Source organism: Neptuniibacter sp. QD37_11, assembly GCF_047778105.1.
In the GTDB taxonomy this organism is placed as follows: Bacteria; Pseudomonadota; Gammaproteobacteria; order Pseudomonadales; family Balneatricaceae; genus Neptuniibacter.
The window spans coordinates 350,782-366,035 of record NZ_CP180554.1; the positions used below are offsets into that span (position 1 = coordinate 350,782).

A 15,254-nucleotide genomic window follows, 5' to 3' on the forward strand; every position below is an offset into this window, starting at 1 on the left:
TAGATTCAGGAAGGGATGTGTCGCTGAAGCTAGGAGCTTGACTTATGCTGACCAACATATATTCTGGTAACAAAGAATGTCCAGAGAGATCATTGATGACATTTGGCCAGATAATGGATTACCTTGCTTCGGGCATGAAGTACATCCTAAACCCTGATCGCCGCAAAGCATCGCCCTTTCACTATCCTAACTTTAAAAAAATGTCAGTGTTTGAGGCGAAACGCTACGGCCTTTACCTCAATAATGAACCATTAACAGAGGCGCGGGTCCGTAGATTTTTATGGTTACTGAAAACACGCCCTACGATGCCTTATCAGGACCGCACTGCATTGATCGCTCATGTTTGGAATTTTCAAAAGTGCGGCAGAAACCAAGTGTTGTTTATTGATGGTGACAATCGGATTGTCGATCAAGACCGGCGTGAATCCCCAGCTTTTGCAAATGGTAGAGAGGTGGTTGTAAAAACCCGCCACAATGGCATTGTGAACATAAATTCACTAGACCGCTATAGCCTTTCAGATGATTTCATTTTCCCCGAAGACGCACCTTAATACCCATATGTAAATCATTGTGCATCGCACAATAATTTCATTGATCTGCAATATAAATCCATTATAATATGATCACATAAAAGATTACTTACTTCTAAGAGGCCAACACTATGACATTTCATGATGCTTTTGATGCGTATCGCGTTTTCTCCGCCAACAAATCCACGGAGTACCGACCATGCCCAGAATTTAGTCACCCAATTGATGGTGGCTGGCTACTTGGAAATGATTGCGGTACTTTCGCGAAAGTTACGAAGTCTGGAACGACGATGCTGGTCGAGACATGCTAACCTTTTCGCATGATAATTTAAAAGGCTCGCATTTCTGCGGGCCTTTTTGTTTCCATATGCAATCCACCGGACTTGTGCTTTTTTTAATTTCTCTTATAATTAAAGCCTTATTAAGCAGGTGATTTATGGAATTTGGGAAACGCAGCTGGTTTGGCCAGCCACTTTATCTTAATGGTCAGATTGCTGGCTGGATATGTTCAGTAGGTAATGGCCGATACTCCTATTGTTTGGCAGGACATCGTGTCGATGCGGCTACGTATCCTACCCGACGGAAAGCACAAATGGCACTACTGTCGATATTCGGAGAGTAATGATGACAGATGATACGTTTTATTTTATTATGCATCCCTGCGGGGATAAGACCAAGATACAAGTTTGTGATCTCAGTCACGTCGTATCGTATCAGCGAAGCGACTGGGCGTGCGTCAATGACCGGAATTTCTCTGAGCGTGATGAAGCGATCGCATATGCCCGCGCGCTAGCTGTGAAATATGAGTTCACCTATGTCCCATTTGAGTCACGTTACGACAGTAGCTTGAATGAGCTAAATACGTTTCAGCTTACACCTGAAGAAGAGGCTATGTTGTACTGATGAGCCTCTTTCAATGTGTAGCGTCAGGGTATGCTCTTGTGTTCGGCTTGCGGCCCCACAACGAACCGTGATGGCACCCCAAGTGAGTACGGCTAGTGGCACAATAAATTCCCCCGCACCTTCCTACCTAAGGGAAAATTTGTGACCAATCAGCAAGGCAACCTTGAGCATAAGGAAACCGGCGATGAAGATTTTGAAAAATATGCATTAACTGAGGCTGAAGCAACATCAGCAACATAGAACTAGAAAAAGCACTGAAAGAAAATATGGGCTATCAAGAGTGTGGCAAGATTTGCCGCCATTGTGAGCACTATGGTGGCTCCACAATGGACGAAGGTGATAAGCGCGCCTACAAATGCAACCTAAACCCAGCTATGCCCTTCCGCACCAACGAAGACGCAAGCTGCAATCACTGGCAGGAACAGGGTATCGATCTGGATGACCTGCTGGCCGAAGTCACTCCTGAAAATGTACGTCAGTGTCAGGTTTGAGCCAATAGAGGCCGAAAAGTGCGGCAAGGAGGCCGCAGAATCCCTCAGGAAACGATACGGATCTCCCCTGTTTCTTCAGGCGGGAATTGTGTAGGCATGGTCTTGGGGAGGCTCATGTAAGCGATAAGCTCTTTCAGAGCCGCTTCAGGGCCTTTACAGAGAACGGCGTAATAACCCTGAGCGCGCATCTCTTGAAGCCACTGGATCTGTGAATTCTGAATAGACGCATCGAATGGCGGTGCCGCCTTAAACTCCATCCACAAGCCAAAGTAACCGCCACGTGCGATCGGTAGGTGCAGGTCACTAACACCGGCTCGCGTTCCCTGTTGCTTTAAGCGCCAGCCTTCAAACTTATTCTTTCGGCTACCCCCGTTAGGGATATGGATAAGCAGATGCCCTTCTACTGGGTAAAGACTGCGGAATTGATTAACCACTTCACACTGTTCTTCACCCTCAAGATCTTTAGACTGTTTTTTCATCTCTGTTTGGACTTCTTTGGGTAAGTCTTTTTTCGAGATAAAGCCTAACCTAACTGCATCTTTCGCGGATAATCGCATTAAAAAAGCCCATAACTTAGTATGGACTTAATTATAACTAGAATAATAAATATATCAAATATTTATGGACTATCTACACTCAAGGTAAACACTGATACATCAACTTTATTATTCAAGCTTAACTGGCCTGAATTATTCCTACCCGCGGAATAAATTTCCCCATTCTTCACAGCTCTGACTCCATGATCTGAAGCATGGATAGCATCTGCTGCAAAGCCAGTATCTTGGAATGTTGTATGACTAGTCGTTGTTCCTAGGGCTAACCGGCCGTAGGCGCCCCTTCCCGAAGACCAAATCACACCCTCTTTAATTATATAGGCGGAGTTACGGGAAGACTCAACATCCGTAACCCCTGTCTGGCCATTACTAGTCCAATTGTTTTGCTGAGTACTATTCCCCATACCTAGTTGGCCGTAGGAAGAATAGCCTGTAACAAGCACCTCCCCATTGGACACCGCAAATGAGTTTTGATAGCCAGCAGACACATCGGTTGCATTTCCAATAGAAGAAGCAGTCCAGACGGATCGATCCGTTCTTGATCCATCACCAAGCTGGCCATTACCCCCATCCCCTACGACATATACAGTCCCGTTCTGAATGGCAATACCATGGTTACGCCCAGCGTCAACCTGATCGGCATTAAACCCAGTATCCTGAAAGGTGGAATAAGAACTTGTAGAGCCCAGCCCTAATTTACCAGAAGCCCCTCCTCCAACAGAATAGACCCTCCCTCCACTGATCGCATACCCATGATTGTGATCAACAGAAATGAAATCTGCAGCTTGCCCTGTATTTGTCCACTCTTGACGTGAATCAGAAACAATACCAAGCCCCATCTCGCCATATTCAGCCTTGCCAACTGACCAGATAGTGCCATCATGAATAGCCCATGAAAATTCATCTCCAGCAGCTACAGCAGTTGCCGTAAATCCGGTATCAGTCCAAGCCAATTGGTCGACACCGTTGCTTGAGATCCCTAAACCTAACTGGAAGTCTCCATTCTCACCAACCGCCCAAACCGTACCGTTTTTAATTGCTAAACAGAAATTATAACCGCATGAAACTTGCGAAGCGTTGCTTAACTCAGGCTGATTCTCTGACGCAATCACAGGCGTATCCATACCTAACGGCGTTTGATACCTGAAATCTGCTGATGCAAAACCGGAAGCCAATATTAATGAAGAAACAACTAAAGTTTTTTTGAACATTTTGCTACTCCTGAGCTGCAGTAAAGATGTTTTGATTATCTGTATTTCCAGTACCTAACTGACCAAATGTGTTCGAACCTGAACCAAGTAATTGTCCGCCCGAAGCAGCAACTACAAAATACTGTGATCCTTCGATTACTTCCGCTGACAGCCCTGTATCTTGCCAACTTACAGTATAAGAACCCGCAGATTGACCAATACCTAGTTCCCCATGCGCATCACGACCAACAGATTTAATGATGCCACCGTCTATAGCATATCCTGAAAGATAACCTGCTGAAATAGCTGTTGCTGACTGCCCTGTATCACCAAAAGATAAGGTGCAGCCATAACCTGAGCAGTAATGCGTACTAGATCGACCGGACTGACCATAACGGTTATGTCCTGATGACCATACGGTGCCGTTCTTTATCGCATAGGAGATTCGGTATCCGGCAGCTATCTCATCGGCATCAAAGCCAGTATCACGCCAAACTGCTTCAGTTGTCTGAGTACCTAAGCCTAGAGGGCCATAATTATTCTCGCCGGTACTAAATACACGGCCGCCTGAAATGGCCAGAGCGTGTCGATCTCCTGCTGCAATTTTCTCTGCTGCGCGTCCGGTGTCTGTAAACGTACCATGATCATAGGTCGTGCCATCCCCAGCCGTTCGATAACCATTTTCACCTGCATGGTGAACATTGCCATTTACAATCGCAAGACTATAGAGCTGAGCTGCGGAAATCGCTGTTGCTTGCACACCCGTATCCGTCCAAGCCCCATGATAACTGCCCGCATCTGGGCGACCTAATTGACCTTGAGCATTATAACCAACCGACCAAACGTTACCGTTGATTAATGCCAAACCATGGTAATCGCCTGCAGCTACATCATCTGCAGCCACACCTGTGTCTGTCCATACTGAGGTATCAGCGGACAAGGATGGCGCACCTAATTGACCATAATTATTACGGCCAACTGACCAGATATTGCCATCTCGAAGTGCATAACAATGATCAATGCCACACGCGAGCTTAGAAACACCTGAGGGGGCAGACGTCGCTGCTTCAGCAGGGGAGAACTTCATACCTGCCGGAGTACGGTATACAAAATCTGCATGGGCAGAAAGAGACAACAATGATAAGGCCGCAATGGACGCAGCGAGGGCTTTTTTAAGCATGAAGAAACCTTAGGATCTGTTTTTTATTATTTAATCCTATAATAATACATTGCTCATGATTTAAGTCAAACCCACACCTCCGCAATAGCTACCAGCAGGTTGCATTAATGTTTTTTTTCATTATATTAAGTACCTAGACATAAATGATGGATGATAAAAATGCAGAACAAACTGACCACATGCGTTCCCGGTTGTGCGGAGCTGAAAACTAAAGATGTAGACGTTATTACCGGTGTTGAGTACCTTGATGGTGATGATCATCTAGTGGTAAAGACGCCCGATACTGATAAGGTTATTCAACTCCCGGGAGCTTTATTGGTAGACTGCCTGAGTCATCCTGAAATCAAAGGCTCAGTAAATGATGAGCGATTCTCCATTCTGTATCCCTCCTTTGAAGTTGAAGTCAATCGAACTGAAGATTCCCTGAGCATCTGGGTAATGGATCGGGATAACGCTGCCTGCCTTGATAAACTATTGATCCCTTATTGCGGGTTACTTGAGGTCGCTGCATGATGCCAACTAAGCACAAACAACGCGGAGAAATCAGCCCTCCCCTAGTCTTTGCAATTTCCTTATTGCTTGCTATCGGTTACGTAATTTACGCCGGATACGGCGAACAAAAACGTCACGAAAAAATCGAAACATTGCTTAATACACCTAAAGAGCCCACGTTGGCAGACTTGGAGCAGCTAGCTCATTTTAAAACCATACCTACCCCTGATATCAGACCTGACGGACTCTACTGGCGCAAGGTTGACGACTCAGGGCAATGCCGTATTCTTCAAATCTTCTTTAAGAAAGATTGGGTGGGTATGGAATTGAAGACAATTCTTAAGGGTTTTGACCAAAGAAAAATCCTTGGTAAGGCTGAAGCTAAGTACCACAGCGAGGGCTCGGTTATGCACTTTAGTGACATAAAGGGGAATTTGTCGCTATTTGCCCCCAAGGGACAGGCCTACTCAGTGCCAACTGAAAATACAGTGGAACTTGCACATACAGATTCCAATGGCCAACGCTACACAGCTCAGTTTGTGAAGCTGAAGCCCACTGCGCCGGTTCCCACTTGTTCAGCCAGCAAGTGACAAGCAAGTATTCCGTACTATAAGATACGCCATAAACAAAATGGACAGATGAATATGCGGACTGACGAAGAAATTGCTGAACTAATACGGCTATACCTACCCAAGCAGGCGTTGTTCGAAATAATCGATCAGTTTCAACTGGACATCATGCAAGAACATGGGCTTCCTCACTGGATTCGTGTTGCGGCTAATGGCCTATACCTTGCCCCAGAAACAGGCGCAAGCGATAAACTCGCCGTCCTATTTGCCATCTTCCATGATTGTCGCCGACTGAATGATTATGAAGATCCTAAGCACGGTGCACGTGGAGCTGCGTACTTCCAAGAGTCATTTCAGCAGAGATTGGGGATTGGGCCAAGAGAAGCTGGAATACTATGCCGCGCCTGCGCGGGGCATACACACGAACTGCACAGTGCCGATCCTGATATTGGTACCCTATGGGATGCAGACAGGCTTGATTTATACCGTGTAGGTGTACATCCCGATCCAGAATACTTCTCCACAGAATATGCCAAATCAGAAGAGGTGGTTAAGTGGGCTAATCGATCGGCGTTCAGTAGCTTTAACCAGTTACTACCAATCGGTCAGGAACTACTTAGTGAATATGAATCCATATCTATTAGCTAGTGTAGCTAATACGAGCCGAATCAAGCTTTAAAGGAAAAATCATGAGCAAAATACCTGCTGAACATTTCGTAAATCAAATCGCTCACAATGTTAATAATGAGCAATTAAGCGATGCTGAGTTTCGAACATTTATTCGAAACACGTTAGATATCGTAATCTTTGAAGACACCCGCATTCCTCAGAACGAAGACAGCCGAGAACAGCTAAAATCATCCTTAACCAATTAGCCCCATAACAACTCCCTACGTCCCGCTTTTTTAATAGGGAGTAAGCAGCTCTTTTATTAATGACCCATGGCTTAATTAATTGAAACCCATTTCCAAATGAGTAAAATTCCCTTATACTAATGAAATAAATTCATTATGGTAAACCACTATGCATACAAAAGATAGTAATTCTGAATTTGAAGCATACGACAACCTCGTATTCGCTACTGGCCCTCACGCAGGCAAAACACTCGAGCTGCCTAAGCCTCAAACAGTATCAGAAAATGTTGGCCCATTCAAAATGAGCAAAGAGCAGATTAAACGCCGAGCTATTGCCTTTGGTCGTCGCTGCTATGGAATCAATCAGGCCGCTCAAGCCTAATCATTCAAAACGATACGCAACATCATCAAGGGTTATCTGATGAAAGATTTGCCCTAAGGAATGCTGTTTCTGAGCACAAAAGGCGAGCGTTGCTTAAGATTCACTATGTACGAAGCCTGTTTACTGGGCGCAGATGCATGTGCAGTACCGCAAAAAAAGAAGTCAGCTTGAAACACGCTCAACACCTAACTCCGTGATCCTTAAAGCGCTAGATTAGCCCTACATACTTGCAGAAATCCCCCTTAAATTAGTGAACGAAGGCGAATAATGGTTAATACCGACATCTATGGTGGCTTTCAGGTCAACATAAAAGGCATTGTAACTAAACAGGATATCCTGAGAATCATAGCTGAAGAGCTAACGGAACTGGAAGAGCGGTTCGGCATAGAGGATTTTTCGGCAGTAAACCTGTACACCACTATGTACAAGCAGGGCCGAAGAACAGCTTTGGTTGAAGAAGACGATCCATGCCGCCAATATCTCAAGAAAACGATCAACCACAAGACCAATCGACGCCCTCTCCCACCAGAAAAGGAAGGAGTAACACCACAATTTAACCTGAATACTATTGGTAAAGGCATTGATGTACGTAAAGAGCAATGGGCCAACCCAATTAAGCATCACCCGTCCATTATTGCTGTACCAAAAACCAAAGTTACCTCATTAAAAAAAGAAATAATAGAAAGACGAAAGCAAGAGCGGGCGCGGAACGAACAAGAGCGCCAAGAGCGCCTTGCAGAAGAAAATAGGATTCGCGAGATGGAAAGCAGGAGGACGAATCCGCACTAAAACTAATTCATTCTCAACTTATGAGTGAATTTGGCTACAAGGAAGAGCTAGAATTAAGAAATAGAGCATCTTCGATAGCTGTAGTTAAGCAAGCCCATGCAATTAAAAAATGGCTTAACGAAGAATCTATCCCACAAAACCGGAAAGTTGTAAGAGCCACCCTTCGCGACAAAATTCGCAGCAAACCCCATGAAGTAAGGATATACTCCTTTGATGGCAAGCTACTTCATGAACAGCCCTATAATGGATAAAAATTAGGATTAATAAAAAGGGCTCTATATTACCTATAGAGCCCATTTACAGCATCACTATCGGTTCTAACGATCACGGCGGCGGTTACGTCCATAAAGCCCTGTACCACGGTAACGCTTATCATGTTTAGGGCCATCCAGCACCGGCATTGCCTCTGTGTGAGACTCAAACGCAGGTTGTTCAGCCTCACCATCATCGTAGCTGAAAGTCATATCCATCGGCTGACTCATGGCTTCTAGTGCAGCAAGATTTGGATCTACAACATCTTCATCATGACCTAAATCATTAGCAAAACTCTCACTTGCCAACACTTGCTGTGCCATAACACCCTTTTCAACTACAAAACGTTTTTTAGAACCACTACGGTTACGGCCAACCATTGTAAGTGTCTTTGCCTGTGCGTTCATCGCTTCTCTCCTCAACATACATGTTGTTCGTCTGGCATCGGAATGTCTTAATTCGTTGAAATTATTATAACATATAATTTTATTTGTGCAACTTTTAGGCGGATTATTTGCTTAAATTCTTTTTTTCATTTTAATAAACCACTAATAATAAAGGACTTAATCGTTGCTAGGGTTTGTTTTTTCTTATAATATTACTCCAACAAATAACCAAATAACTTACATAAGGCTTATTATGTTTAAGAAAATTATGGCGTCCGTAGGAATTGGCTCAGCAAGCGTTGATGCAGTGCTATTAACAGATAACTTGATGCCGGGCATGCCTTTTAATGTACGGATTAATATTAAAGGCGGTGATGTTGATCAAGAAGTCAATGGCTTAAAAATGGCCGTTGCCACAATGGCCAAACAGGATGGTGATGAAGGCTCCTATTACACCCCTATTGTAATTGCTCAGTGGCCAGTCGAATTTAATCAGGTGGTTAAGGCCAAAGAGGAATTAGCCTTAGAGGTGGAACTTAACTTACCCGAGGAAACCCCAATTACAGCTATTCATGGACCACGCAATGATTGCCGTGTATGGCTGGAAACTGGGTTGGATATTGAATCAGGCTTGGATTCTTCAGATAAAGACTACCTTGAAATCCACCCAACACCGGTTGCAGCAACACTGATCAACGCAATGAATGAGCTTGGCTACAACCTTGAAAAAATGGATGTTGAAGTGGGTAGAGCTACTGCAGGAGCCTACCAGTCTACAATTAACTGCTATCAGGAATTTGAGTTCCGCCCTAGCTTTGGCTGTGGCTTTGGCACACAAGAAGTTGAAGCAACATTCATTACGCATAACAGCATGACCGGCATTTTAATGGAAAAGGATCGCGCCTTCGGTGGTGATAGCTACTCATCTTTCGAAATGGATGTGAACACGGATGATGAGGCGTACATGATCGCATCGCTTCAGTCACACCTATAACACCCGTTGAAATATAAAGGCCGCATTGCGGCCTTTATTGCATTAATTAAGCAAGCCAAGAATACAAAAGAGTTTACCGGTGATAAAACCCGTCGGCCTTTCAAATGCTTTTAAGACTTATGGAATGCCGTGTAAAAAATACCCATAAAATTTGAATTATTAACGGCCAGCAAATCACATGAACAACTTTATTAACAACCTAAAATCCACAAACACGAAACGCAATATTCTTATCTCCGCTTTGTATTTAGCCATTTTTGCCATTTTAGCCATTTCAGCCATTTCAGTAACAGATTATGGGAAATCACTGGCCCGCTCGATGTTGGGCAAGCAGCCTTCACCCTACCTTCTCAAGGCAGAAGGGTATTCATTCGTGAATAAAAACAACACTTGGGATCGCTATATCATCCAAGAACACGTTGCTGAATTAAGTCTTTATGTTGATGGAATTTTGTTTTCTAATCTTAATGCCCTTGTGTCAATAAATAATACTGAATATAAAGTTGAACTAGGCGAATTTAATGGGAACAGCTGCTCCTCTCACGATCCCGTTGAAGATAAAACCCAAAATGTTATAGATCGTCTCGATGGCAGCGATTATATCCAAGAAGCGGGAAGAATTGATATCTGGCTCTCTAAAGAAGAACAGCAAATAATCCCGCCTGAAAAAATAAATGATTGTATGGGAACAGTAATGAGAGTATTAGTCAAAACACTGGGACATATCACTGAAAGAGATAGCGCAAAGCCCAAAAATTTAGCCAAATGGGAAGAAGCGCGAAAGAAAGCAGGATTGACCGATGGTTAATTTCCTATATAATATTAATGCAATCAATTTTTGGAGGTCCTATGGACATTTATAGTGTGGAAGTATTGGTGCCAAGCCTAGTGATCATTGGTGCGATGGTAGGTGCAATGGCATGGGGTTATTTTAAGGTTATGAAGCTGGTTGATGAAGATCAGCCAAAATAGCCTGAATTTAGTACTGAAAGGTCGCTATGCGGCCTTTTTTATTACCTGCGATTATCTTGATTAAATACTATTAATCATTATAATAAAGGTTATTGTAAATTGGATAATTAGATGGAAATTAAGTACAGTAACGAAAAGTCATCCACGACCGGCTTTGTTTCATGGGACCGACTGGAATCCGTGCTGAGACAGGCCGGTGAAATCAAGCCTGATGAAACTCTCGTAAAGATAGAGCTTACCTCCTCCGGCATGACTCCATATATCAAGCGGAAAAGGGACAGCGCTTAGCTATGGATGCAACAGAATACCCTGAGCTGGTTCGTTGTGTACGCCGGTGCGGTCATTGCAATGAGCATTTAAACACCTCATCTCGGGAAGAAGGCTCCTGCCCCCGTTGCGGCTACTCTTTTTATGAGAAGCAACGTGAGTTTGCACTCAAACACCCTAATATCTATAGCCAAACCGTAAAGATGCGTACTGGTGGAACAAAGGTAGTGCTCAGCTGTGCAGAAACACGCTTTTCCGACCGTATTCTTGCCGTATTTGGTGAATTGGCCGTGACGACACGTTCTATTGAGTGCCTTAGCCATAAGCAAATTAAGGGGCTATCCTACTTCAATAGCAAAGAAGAGTGGATGGGTTATCTAACCTCCATTGAAAGGATCAATATAGAAGACGTTCAGGCTGCACTTTCTTGCCTAGAACAATACGAGGCCGCCTAGATGCACTATTACCGGAAACAAAGTGAAGCCCCTCTGTCCGTCACGTGCCGCGAGCTGATCTGGGATGAAAAGCCACAGGCCGACTTGCTGAGACACGCGTGGCCTGATGAGATTAACCATGAAGATCGGTTTGCACTGGGTGATCCGCGCATTCACTGTCGAAGTAAGTATGCAACACAGCACCTAGCCATCCATAACAATATTTTGGGTGTGGTCTCTGAAGTTGAGCTACAGGTGTGTGAGTCAGAAGACCCTAAGATCCACGCCAGTGGTACTGTACCGCTTTCTCCGACAGAGTTTGAACGGACAGTCCAGTATTGGAAAAAGCGCTTAGCGGAGATTCAGCGGAGCTACCCGCAGTCCAAGGTATTTTTAGCCTCACATAAGGGTACGTACGACTACCGCCTTTACCTTTGTGCCTATACACCTCTCTGCTGGGATGGTGATGGCTATACCTCACCGTATGCATTCATCGAAGATATGAAAGAGCCGGGTGAGCCTTCAGAGATCACCAAATTAGACACGGCGTTAAATAACATTGCTTACAGGATGGAGTAGATTATGAATTTACGAGTGAGTGTGCAAAACGGCATGGTGAATATCGACAGCGATCATCTAGCCTATGCTAATATCCAAAACATGTATGAAGCGGGACATGGAACCGGCATACAAGTCGATCCACAAATTAACAACTCGGATGCAGTGTCAGAAACCTGCAACCAAATCGCAGAACTGATATACAAGTTACAGAAGCAGCTAGCTTCAGATAGCAAAAAACCCGCATAATGCGGGTTTTAGCACTCAATATCACTGTGCTTCTGTATAATGTTTTTTTGCAGTCACCATGTAGTTTTTAAAGCTACCAAAAGCAATATCCAAGCCATCGGGAGTTTCTTTGCTGCACTTAATCCAATCGTAAATAGCTTCCAGTGAATGCCCTTTATCCTGAAGTGATTTAATTCTAGGATATATCTCAAGGACTTGTTTGTAACCAGAAACATTATTACTGTTGGGTGGTAGATCATTTAAAACATCAAGTCTAGCGTTGATGAAATCTAAGCTGGCCATGCACCACTCCTTATTATTGTTATAATAAAACAATAACATACTATTGTTTTGCATGAAATGCTTATAGCAAAAAACCCGCATAATGCGGGTTTTTTAGGCTTGTCGTGACTTAATCACCGCCACCACCACCGTCACCACCACCGCAGCCGCCGGAATCACCGCCTGAATAACCACCACTTGCTGGCTCAGAAGGGGCTTCATACGAACGTGTAGGCTCTGGAGGGGCTTCATAGCTACGCACCGGTTCATCACATTGCGTATTGGTTTCCGGCAGGTGTTGGTCGACATTCCAATCAACGTTTTCCAGATCACCATAATCTTCTTCAAACCCATCATCGTGCATCATATGGTTATGGTGACTATTGTGATAGCGATCATCATGACGACGGCGTGATGCCGATTTGGCTGAGTTCTTCGAGGTGGGCTTGTGCGCTGCCGTTTTACGAGGGGCTTCTGTCGTAGGTTCTGGTGCTTTTTTCCCGCTACCGAAAATCATAACCGCAATAATCACGGCCACGACAACCCCAACTCCAATCAGGAGCCAATTCGCTTCTATCATAGTGAGATCCTTTTATTAGTATTTGAATAACTTCATATTACTATAACGCTAATTAATTGACAAACAGTATTTATTTCCTATACAAAAAAGCCTGCAATTAGCAGGCTTTCGCTAGTCACAAAACGGAATCAGGAACTCCATCCTCCGATACAGCACCTTGCCGATAGGCCTTAATATGCCGCTTGCAATGTGCCTCCAATTCATCAGCTGTGTCAAAATAAGGCGACGCCGTCGTTCTCGGAATGCCTACTGAAGGATCACCCGGTAGACGTAGGTAAAAACAAGGCCCTTCAGAATCTGAAATCTCGCGTTCCATGCCATCATACTCATAGAGAGATAGCAAATACACAGAATATGGATGCATACTGCCAATGGGCTCATAGACAATATCCGAAAAGGCCTTTACCACTGCTTTATTCCAAGTGTCAGCATCACACTCTAATGGACAGAAATGCCCAATAATATCACCAATACCTACAGCCACCTCAATATAAGGATCTTCATCGAAGAAAGGACGCTTTGCAACGAAGTCGCCCTCGCCTTCCGCCAACTCTGGCAACCGAACCACCTCTTCCGCCTCACCCTCAACAATACCGCGGTGAAGTAGGTCCGAATGACTCTTATAACCCAAGATCTGACTGACCATATTTAGTAAGCCGGTAGGCTTAATCCCAAGGCCTGATATATATTCATCAAATTGACTTGAATCGTAGCCTTTATTGAACGCAAATAACTTATAAACCTCATCCCAGATGTTTTGCTCAATTGCAGTACGCAGGATGACAGTTACCAAGGATGCGAAATCATCTTTCTGATCCGCTGTTAGGGTAAATCTAGACATAACAAACTCTCCATATTTGCAGTCGTGGTATCGCCGCTATACCTGACTGACTTGGAGTTATTACGTCATAAATTCAATCAGGATATGTAAAAAGCCACTTTGCCACACGGCGGGATCAGGTGTGCTTAACCTGATAACTATTATAAGAACCAGAAAGAAAATAGCAACAAAAAACCCACTCAATAAGCGGGTTTTTCAGAAAAGAAGTCTTACTCAAAAATCTCTAATTCGAAAATAGATGTAATATCTCCACCGTAGTTGGCATCCACATGCAATCGAACAAACCGAGCTTCAACTGGCGATGCAATATTCAAAACATTCAAGGCCTGCTGTGGCAAGTTAGTAAAACTCTGCACATCCGAGAAGTTCACACCATCATCTGATACTTTTACGGTAACATCCTTGGGCATTCGATAAGCCACCGCGTAATCAAGCGCAGATTGATTTAAAATATTCAAACCGGCAAGTTTAACAGTCTTATTGGGACCAAAATCAACTTGCAACCAAGCATTGATTTGCTGATTTTGAGCTGAGTTCCAAACACCGCGATTTTGAACACCGTAAACGTGACCATAATCTGTATAAGCACCATGAGCCTGACCTCCATCAAACCCACCTGCCGGATGATCAGACGTGTATGTCGAGCTAGCAGTATAAGAGCTGGTAGTCAGTCCATTTACCCCCAGTAGGGCAACATTATTGCGTGGCCCCACTGTCAGCAAATGCTTTTCCTGATCTTTAGCAAAACAACGCACCTTCATTGCACTTGTCTTATAATTAAAACTGTAAGCACCTGATGAACCATTTGCAGTGTATTGATAGACACCATCTCTTTCGTTTGACGTATGATATTGCTCGTTAGACATCCCAGCACTGCCTGTCGCAGCCCTGAGTGAATCAACAGCAGCATTCAACTCCTGCTTGCTAGGCACGAACCAGTTAGATCCCTTATTCATACAGGCTAAATAGGCGTTATTTACATCGCCATCTACCGGGTTATCATCTCCAAGTCCATAAAGAACGGAATCTAACATACCACGCGAATTTGACAATCCGTCCTCAGAATCAATACCTGTAATATAACCTCTAGTGCCCGTAATAACGTACTGAGAGTGATCAAAGACATCCATATATAAAGGAGAGCCATTGTATTCCCCAGCATAACGAACTGTATCATTGTTTATATCACAGGTGTGCCCAACTTCAACATTCATGCAAGTACTGTAATGGCCTGAAGATTCAAGATCTTCCTGCTTGCCTGATGACAATATCTGCATACCAGCAGGAGTTCGATACACAAAATCTGCCTGCACATTCACCGAAACAAGACAACCCACAGCAATTAACTGAAACCTATTCATTGAAACACCTCAACTGAGATTTTTTATTATTTTTGATATATTAATAGGACATATATAAATTCACAAGCCGCATTGGTAAGCGTCCGTCCATTTTTCTCCCACCAATCCCTTGAAAGTAACTTTATCTCTCCTTATCCAGCACTTCGGGATGATACGCACAAATAA

Annotated in this window: 24 protein-coding genes; 16 read left to right on the forward strand and 8 right to left on the reverse strand. The window is 43.9% G+C overall.

From position 1 onward, the window contains the following. Positions 1-44 precede the first annotated feature (44 nt). The 4 genes from ACMXYT_RS19355 to ACMXYT_RS19370 all read left to right on the forward strand — a co-directional run bounded on the left by ACMXYT_RS19355 (position 45) and on the right by ACMXYT_RS19370 (position 1,924). Positions 45-551 (forward strand): hypothetical protein, encoded by a 507-nt coding sequence (locus ACMXYT_RS19355; protein WP_415913248.1) that lies wholly within the window; start codon positions 45-47, stop codon positions 549-551. A 415-nt stretch (positions 552-966) separates the two neighbouring features. Continuing rightward, entirely contained in the window at positions 967-1,152 is a 186-nt protein-coding gene (locus ACMXYT_RS19360) for a hypothetical protein (RefSeq protein ID WP_415913249.1), read from the forward strand. After that, complete coding sequence (locus ACMXYT_RS19365; RefSeq protein ID WP_415913250.1) at positions 1,152-1,433, forward strand: hypothetical protein; 282 nt, start codon at positions 1,152-1,154, stop codon at positions 1,431-1,433. Before ACMXYT_RS19360 ends, ACMXYT_RS19365 begins: the two co-directional genes overlap by 1 nt. A gap of 266 nt (positions 1,434-1,699) precedes the next feature. Beyond that, positions 1,700-1,924 (forward strand): hypothetical protein, encoded by a 225-nt coding sequence (locus tag ACMXYT_RS19370; protein ID WP_415913251.1) that lies wholly within the window; start codon positions 1,700-1,702, stop codon positions 1,922-1,924. 44 nt (positions 1,925-1,968) lie between these two features. On the opposite strand, the gene ACMXYT_RS19375 is transcribed toward ACMXYT_RS19370, so the two are convergent. The 3 genes from ACMXYT_RS19375 to ACMXYT_RS19385 form a co-directional block, all read right to left on the reverse strand. Beyond that, a complete protein-coding gene (locus tag ACMXYT_RS19375) occupies positions 1,969-2,481 on the reverse strand; it encodes a VRR-NUC domain-containing protein (RefSeq protein WP_415913252.1) in 513 nt (170 codons plus the stop codon). Positions 2,482-2,543: 62 nt separating this feature from the next. Beyond that, positions 2,544-3,689, reverse strand: a complete 1,146-nt coding sequence (locus tag ACMXYT_RS19380) for an RCC1 domain-containing protein (protein WP_415913253.1) — start codon at positions 3,687-3,689, stop codon at positions 2,544-2,546. A gap of 4 nt (positions 3,690-3,693) precedes the next feature. Then, positions 3,694-4,848, reverse strand: a complete 1,155-nt coding sequence (locus ACMXYT_RS19385; RefSeq protein ID WP_415913254.1) for an RCC1 domain-containing protein — start codon at positions 4,846-4,848, stop codon at positions 3,694-3,696. A 159-nt stretch (positions 4,849-5,007) separates the two neighbouring features. Between ACMXYT_RS19385 and ACMXYT_RS19390 the strand changes: the two genes are divergently transcribed. From ACMXYT_RS19390 to ACMXYT_RS19415, 6 genes are all read left to right on the forward strand, one after another. Then, positions 5,008-5,361, forward strand: a complete 354-nt coding sequence (locus ACMXYT_RS19390) for a hypothetical protein (RefSeq protein ID WP_415913255.1) — start codon at positions 5,008-5,010, stop codon at positions 5,359-5,361. Then, positions 5,358-5,930, forward strand: a complete 573-nt coding sequence (locus tag ACMXYT_RS19395; protein WP_415913256.1) for a hypothetical protein — start codon at positions 5,358-5,360, stop codon at positions 5,928-5,930. The genes ACMXYT_RS19390 and ACMXYT_RS19395 overlap by 4 nt, the downstream gene beginning before the upstream one ends. A gap of 54 nt (positions 5,931-5,984) precedes the next feature. Then, on the forward strand, positions 5,985-6,557 hold the full coding sequence (locus ACMXYT_RS19400; RefSeq protein WP_415913257.1) for a hypothetical protein: 573 nt from the start codon (positions 5,985-5,987) through the stop codon (positions 6,555-6,557). A gap of 41 nt (positions 6,558-6,598) precedes the next feature. After that, complete coding sequence (locus ACMXYT_RS19405) at positions 6,599-6,784, forward strand: hypothetical protein (protein WP_415913258.1); 186 nt, start codon at positions 6,599-6,601, stop codon at positions 6,782-6,784. A 148-nt stretch (positions 6,785-6,932) separates the two neighbouring features. Then, positions 6,933-7,145, forward strand: a complete 213-nt coding sequence (locus ACMXYT_RS19410; protein ID WP_415913259.1) for a hypothetical protein — start codon at positions 6,933-6,935, stop codon at positions 7,143-7,145. Between the two features lie 267 nt (positions 7,146-7,412). Continuing rightward, on the forward strand, positions 7,413-7,934 hold the full coding sequence (locus tag ACMXYT_RS19415; RefSeq protein WP_415913260.1) for a hypothetical protein: 522 nt from the start codon (positions 7,413-7,415) through the stop codon (positions 7,932-7,934). A gap of 317 nt (positions 7,935-8,251) precedes the next feature. Here the strand turns inward: ACMXYT_RS19415 and ACMXYT_RS19420 are convergent, their stop codons facing one another. Then, positions 8,252-8,593, reverse strand: a complete 342-nt coding sequence (locus tag ACMXYT_RS19420) for a hypothetical protein (RefSeq protein WP_415913261.1) — start codon at positions 8,591-8,593, stop codon at positions 8,252-8,254. A 232-nt stretch (positions 8,594-8,825) separates the two neighbouring features. On the opposite strand from ACMXYT_RS19420, the gene ACMXYT_RS19425 reads away from it, so the two are divergent. The 6 genes from ACMXYT_RS19425 to ACMXYT_RS19450 all read left to right on the forward strand — a co-directional run bounded on the left by ACMXYT_RS19425 (position 8,826) and on the right by ACMXYT_RS19450 (position 12,046). Beyond that, positions 8,826-9,566 (forward strand): sporulation protein, encoded by a 741-nt coding sequence (locus ACMXYT_RS19425; RefSeq protein ID WP_415913262.1) that lies wholly within the window; start codon positions 8,826-8,828, stop codon positions 9,564-9,566. Positions 9,567-9,744: 178 nt separating this feature from the next. Then, entirely contained in the window at positions 9,745-10,374 is a 630-nt protein-coding gene (locus ACMXYT_RS19430; RefSeq protein ID WP_415913263.1) for a hypothetical protein, read from the forward strand. A 41-nt stretch (positions 10,375-10,415) separates the two neighbouring features. Continuing rightward, positions 10,416-10,538: a hypothetical protein gene (locus ACMXYT_RS19435; RefSeq protein ID WP_415913264.1), complete on the forward strand. Its 123-nt coding sequence runs from the start codon at positions 10,416-10,418 to the stop codon at positions 10,536-10,538. Positions 10,539-10,828: 290 nt separating this feature from the next. Next, positions 10,829-11,260 (forward strand): hypothetical protein, encoded by a 432-nt coding sequence (locus ACMXYT_RS19440; protein WP_415913265.1) that lies wholly within the window; start codon positions 10,829-10,831, stop codon positions 11,258-11,260. After that, positions 11,261-11,818: a hypothetical protein gene (locus ACMXYT_RS19445; protein ID WP_415913266.1), complete on the forward strand. Its 558-nt coding sequence runs from the start codon at positions 11,261-11,263 to the stop codon at positions 11,816-11,818. It abuts the gene before it with no gap. 3 nt (positions 11,819-11,821) lie between these two features. Next, the gene (locus ACMXYT_RS19450) at positions 11,822-12,046 is read left to right on the forward strand and encodes a hypothetical protein (protein ID WP_415913267.1); all 225 of its coding nucleotides are present in this window, start codon (positions 11,822-11,824) and stop codon (positions 12,044-12,046) included. 21 nt (positions 12,047-12,067) lie between these two features. Here ACMXYT_RS19450 and ACMXYT_RS19455 read toward each other — a convergent pair whose 3' ends face one another. The 4 genes from ACMXYT_RS19455 to ACMXYT_RS19470 all read right to left on the reverse strand — a co-directional run bounded on the left by ACMXYT_RS19455 (position 12,068) and on the right by ACMXYT_RS19470 (position 15,089). Continuing rightward, positions 12,068-12,328, reverse strand: a complete 261-nt coding sequence (locus ACMXYT_RS19455) for a hypothetical protein (protein ID WP_415913268.1) — start codon at positions 12,326-12,328, stop codon at positions 12,068-12,070. Positions 12,329-12,437: 109 nt separating this feature from the next. Next, positions 12,438-12,887 (reverse strand): hypothetical protein, encoded by a 450-nt coding sequence (locus ACMXYT_RS19460; protein WP_415913269.1) that lies wholly within the window; start codon positions 12,885-12,887, stop codon positions 12,438-12,440. A 115-nt stretch (positions 12,888-13,002) separates the two neighbouring features. Continuing rightward, a complete protein-coding gene (locus ACMXYT_RS19465) occupies positions 13,003-13,728 on the reverse strand; it encodes a hypothetical protein (RefSeq protein ID WP_415913270.1) in 726 nt (241 codons plus the stop codon). 209 nt (positions 13,729-13,937) lie between these two features. After that, positions 13,938-15,089 carry a discoidin domain-containing protein gene (locus ACMXYT_RS19470; RefSeq protein ID WP_415913271.1) on the reverse strand — a complete coding sequence of 384 codons (1,152 nt, stop codon included), beginning with the start codon at positions 15,087-15,089 and terminating at the stop codon, positions 13,938-13,940. Positions 15,090-15,254 lie beyond the last annotated feature (165 nt).

What these genes read in the sequence shown, in the direction of transcription:
- ACMXYT_RS19360 (WP_415913249.1), top strand. Translation starts at nt 967, where the DNA reads ATGGAATTTGGGAAACGCAGCTGGTTTGGCCAGCCACTTTATCTTAAT.
- ACMXYT_RS19355 (WP_415913248.1), top strand. Translation starts at nt 45, where the DNA reads ATGCTGACCAACATATATTCTGGTAACAAAGAATGTCCAGAGAGATCA.
- ACMXYT_RS19400 (WP_415913257.1), top strand. Translation starts at nt 5,985, where the DNA reads ATGCGGACTGACGAAGAAATTGCTGAACTAATACGGCTATACCTACCC.
- ACMXYT_RS19405 (WP_415913258.1), top strand. Translation starts at nt 6,599, where the DNA reads ATGAGCAAAATACCTGCTGAACATTTCGTAAATCAAATCGCTCACAAT.
- ACMXYT_RS19415 (WP_415913260.1), top strand. Translation starts at nt 7,413, where the DNA reads ATGGTTAATACCGACATCTATGGTGGCTTTCAGGTCAACATAAAAGGC.
- ACMXYT_RS19375 (WP_415913252.1), bottom strand. Translation starts at nt 2,481, where the DNA reads ATGCGATTATCCGCGAAAGATGCAGTTAGGTTAGGCTTTATCTCGAAA.
- ACMXYT_RS19420 (WP_415913261.1), bottom strand. Translation starts at nt 8,593, where the DNA reads ATGAACGCACAGGCAAAGACACTTACAATGGTTGGCCGTAACCGTAGT.
- ACMXYT_RS19385 (WP_415913254.1), bottom strand. Translation starts at nt 4,848, where the DNA reads ATGCTTAAAAAAGCCCTCGCTGCGTCCATTGCGGCCTTATCATTGTTG.
- ACMXYT_RS19445 (WP_415913266.1), top strand. Translation starts at nt 11,261, where the DNA reads ATGCACTATTACCGGAAACAAAGTGAAGCCCCTCTGTCCGTCACGTGC.
- ACMXYT_RS19450 (WP_415913267.1), top strand. Translation starts at nt 11,822, where the DNA reads ATGAATTTACGAGTGAGTGTGCAAAACGGCATGGTGAATATCGACAGC.
- ACMXYT_RS19465 (WP_415913270.1), bottom strand. Translation starts at nt 13,728, where the DNA reads ATGTCTAGATTTACCCTAACAGCGGATCAGAAAGATGATTTCGCATCC.
- ACMXYT_RS19440 (WP_415913265.1), top strand. Translation starts at nt 10,829, where the DNA reads ATGGATGCAACAGAATACCCTGAGCTGGTTCGTTGTGTACGCCGGTGC.
- ACMXYT_RS19425 (WP_415913262.1), top strand. Translation starts at nt 8,826, where the DNA reads ATGTTTAAGAAAATTATGGCGTCCGTAGGAATTGGCTCAGCAAGCGTT.
- ACMXYT_RS19380 (WP_415913253.1), bottom strand. Translation starts at nt 3,689, where the DNA reads ATGTTCAAAAAAACTTTAGTTGTTTCTTCATTAATATTGGCTTCCGGT.
- ACMXYT_RS19390 (WP_415913255.1), top strand. Translation starts at nt 5,008, where the DNA reads ATGCAGAACAAACTGACCACATGCGTTCCCGGTTGTGCGGAGCTGAAA.
- ACMXYT_RS19395 (WP_415913256.1), top strand. Translation starts at nt 5,358, where the DNA reads ATGATGCCAACTAAGCACAAACAACGCGGAGAAATCAGCCCTCCCCTA.
- ACMXYT_RS19435 (WP_415913264.1), top strand. Translation starts at nt 10,416, where the DNA reads ATGGACATTTATAGTGTGGAAGTATTGGTGCCAAGCCTAGTGATCATT.
- ACMXYT_RS19430 (WP_415913263.1), top strand. Translation starts at nt 9,745, where the DNA reads ATGAACAACTTTATTAACAACCTAAAATCCACAAACACGAAACGCAAT.
- ACMXYT_RS19365 (WP_415913250.1), top strand. Translation starts at nt 1,152, where the DNA reads ATGATGACAGATGATACGTTTTATTTTATTATGCATCCCTGCGGGGAT.
- ACMXYT_RS19370 (WP_415913251.1), top strand. Translation starts at nt 1,700, where the DNA reads ATGGGCTATCAAGAGTGTGGCAAGATTTGCCGCCATTGTGAGCACTAT.
- ACMXYT_RS19460 (WP_415913269.1), bottom strand. Translation starts at nt 12,887, where the DNA reads ATGATAGAAGCGAATTGGCTCCTGATTGGAGTTGGGGTTGTCGTGGCC.
- ACMXYT_RS19455 (WP_415913268.1), bottom strand. Translation starts at nt 12,328, where the DNA reads ATGGCCAGCTTAGATTTCATCAACGCTAGACTTGATGTTTTAAATGAT.
- ACMXYT_RS19410 (WP_415913259.1), top strand. Translation starts at nt 6,933, where the DNA reads ATGCATACAAAAGATAGTAATTCTGAATTTGAAGCATACGACAACCTC.
- ACMXYT_RS19470 (WP_415913271.1), bottom strand. Translation starts at nt 15,089, where the DNA reads ATGAATAGGTTTCAGTTAATTGCTGTGGGTTGTCTTGTTTCGGTGAAT.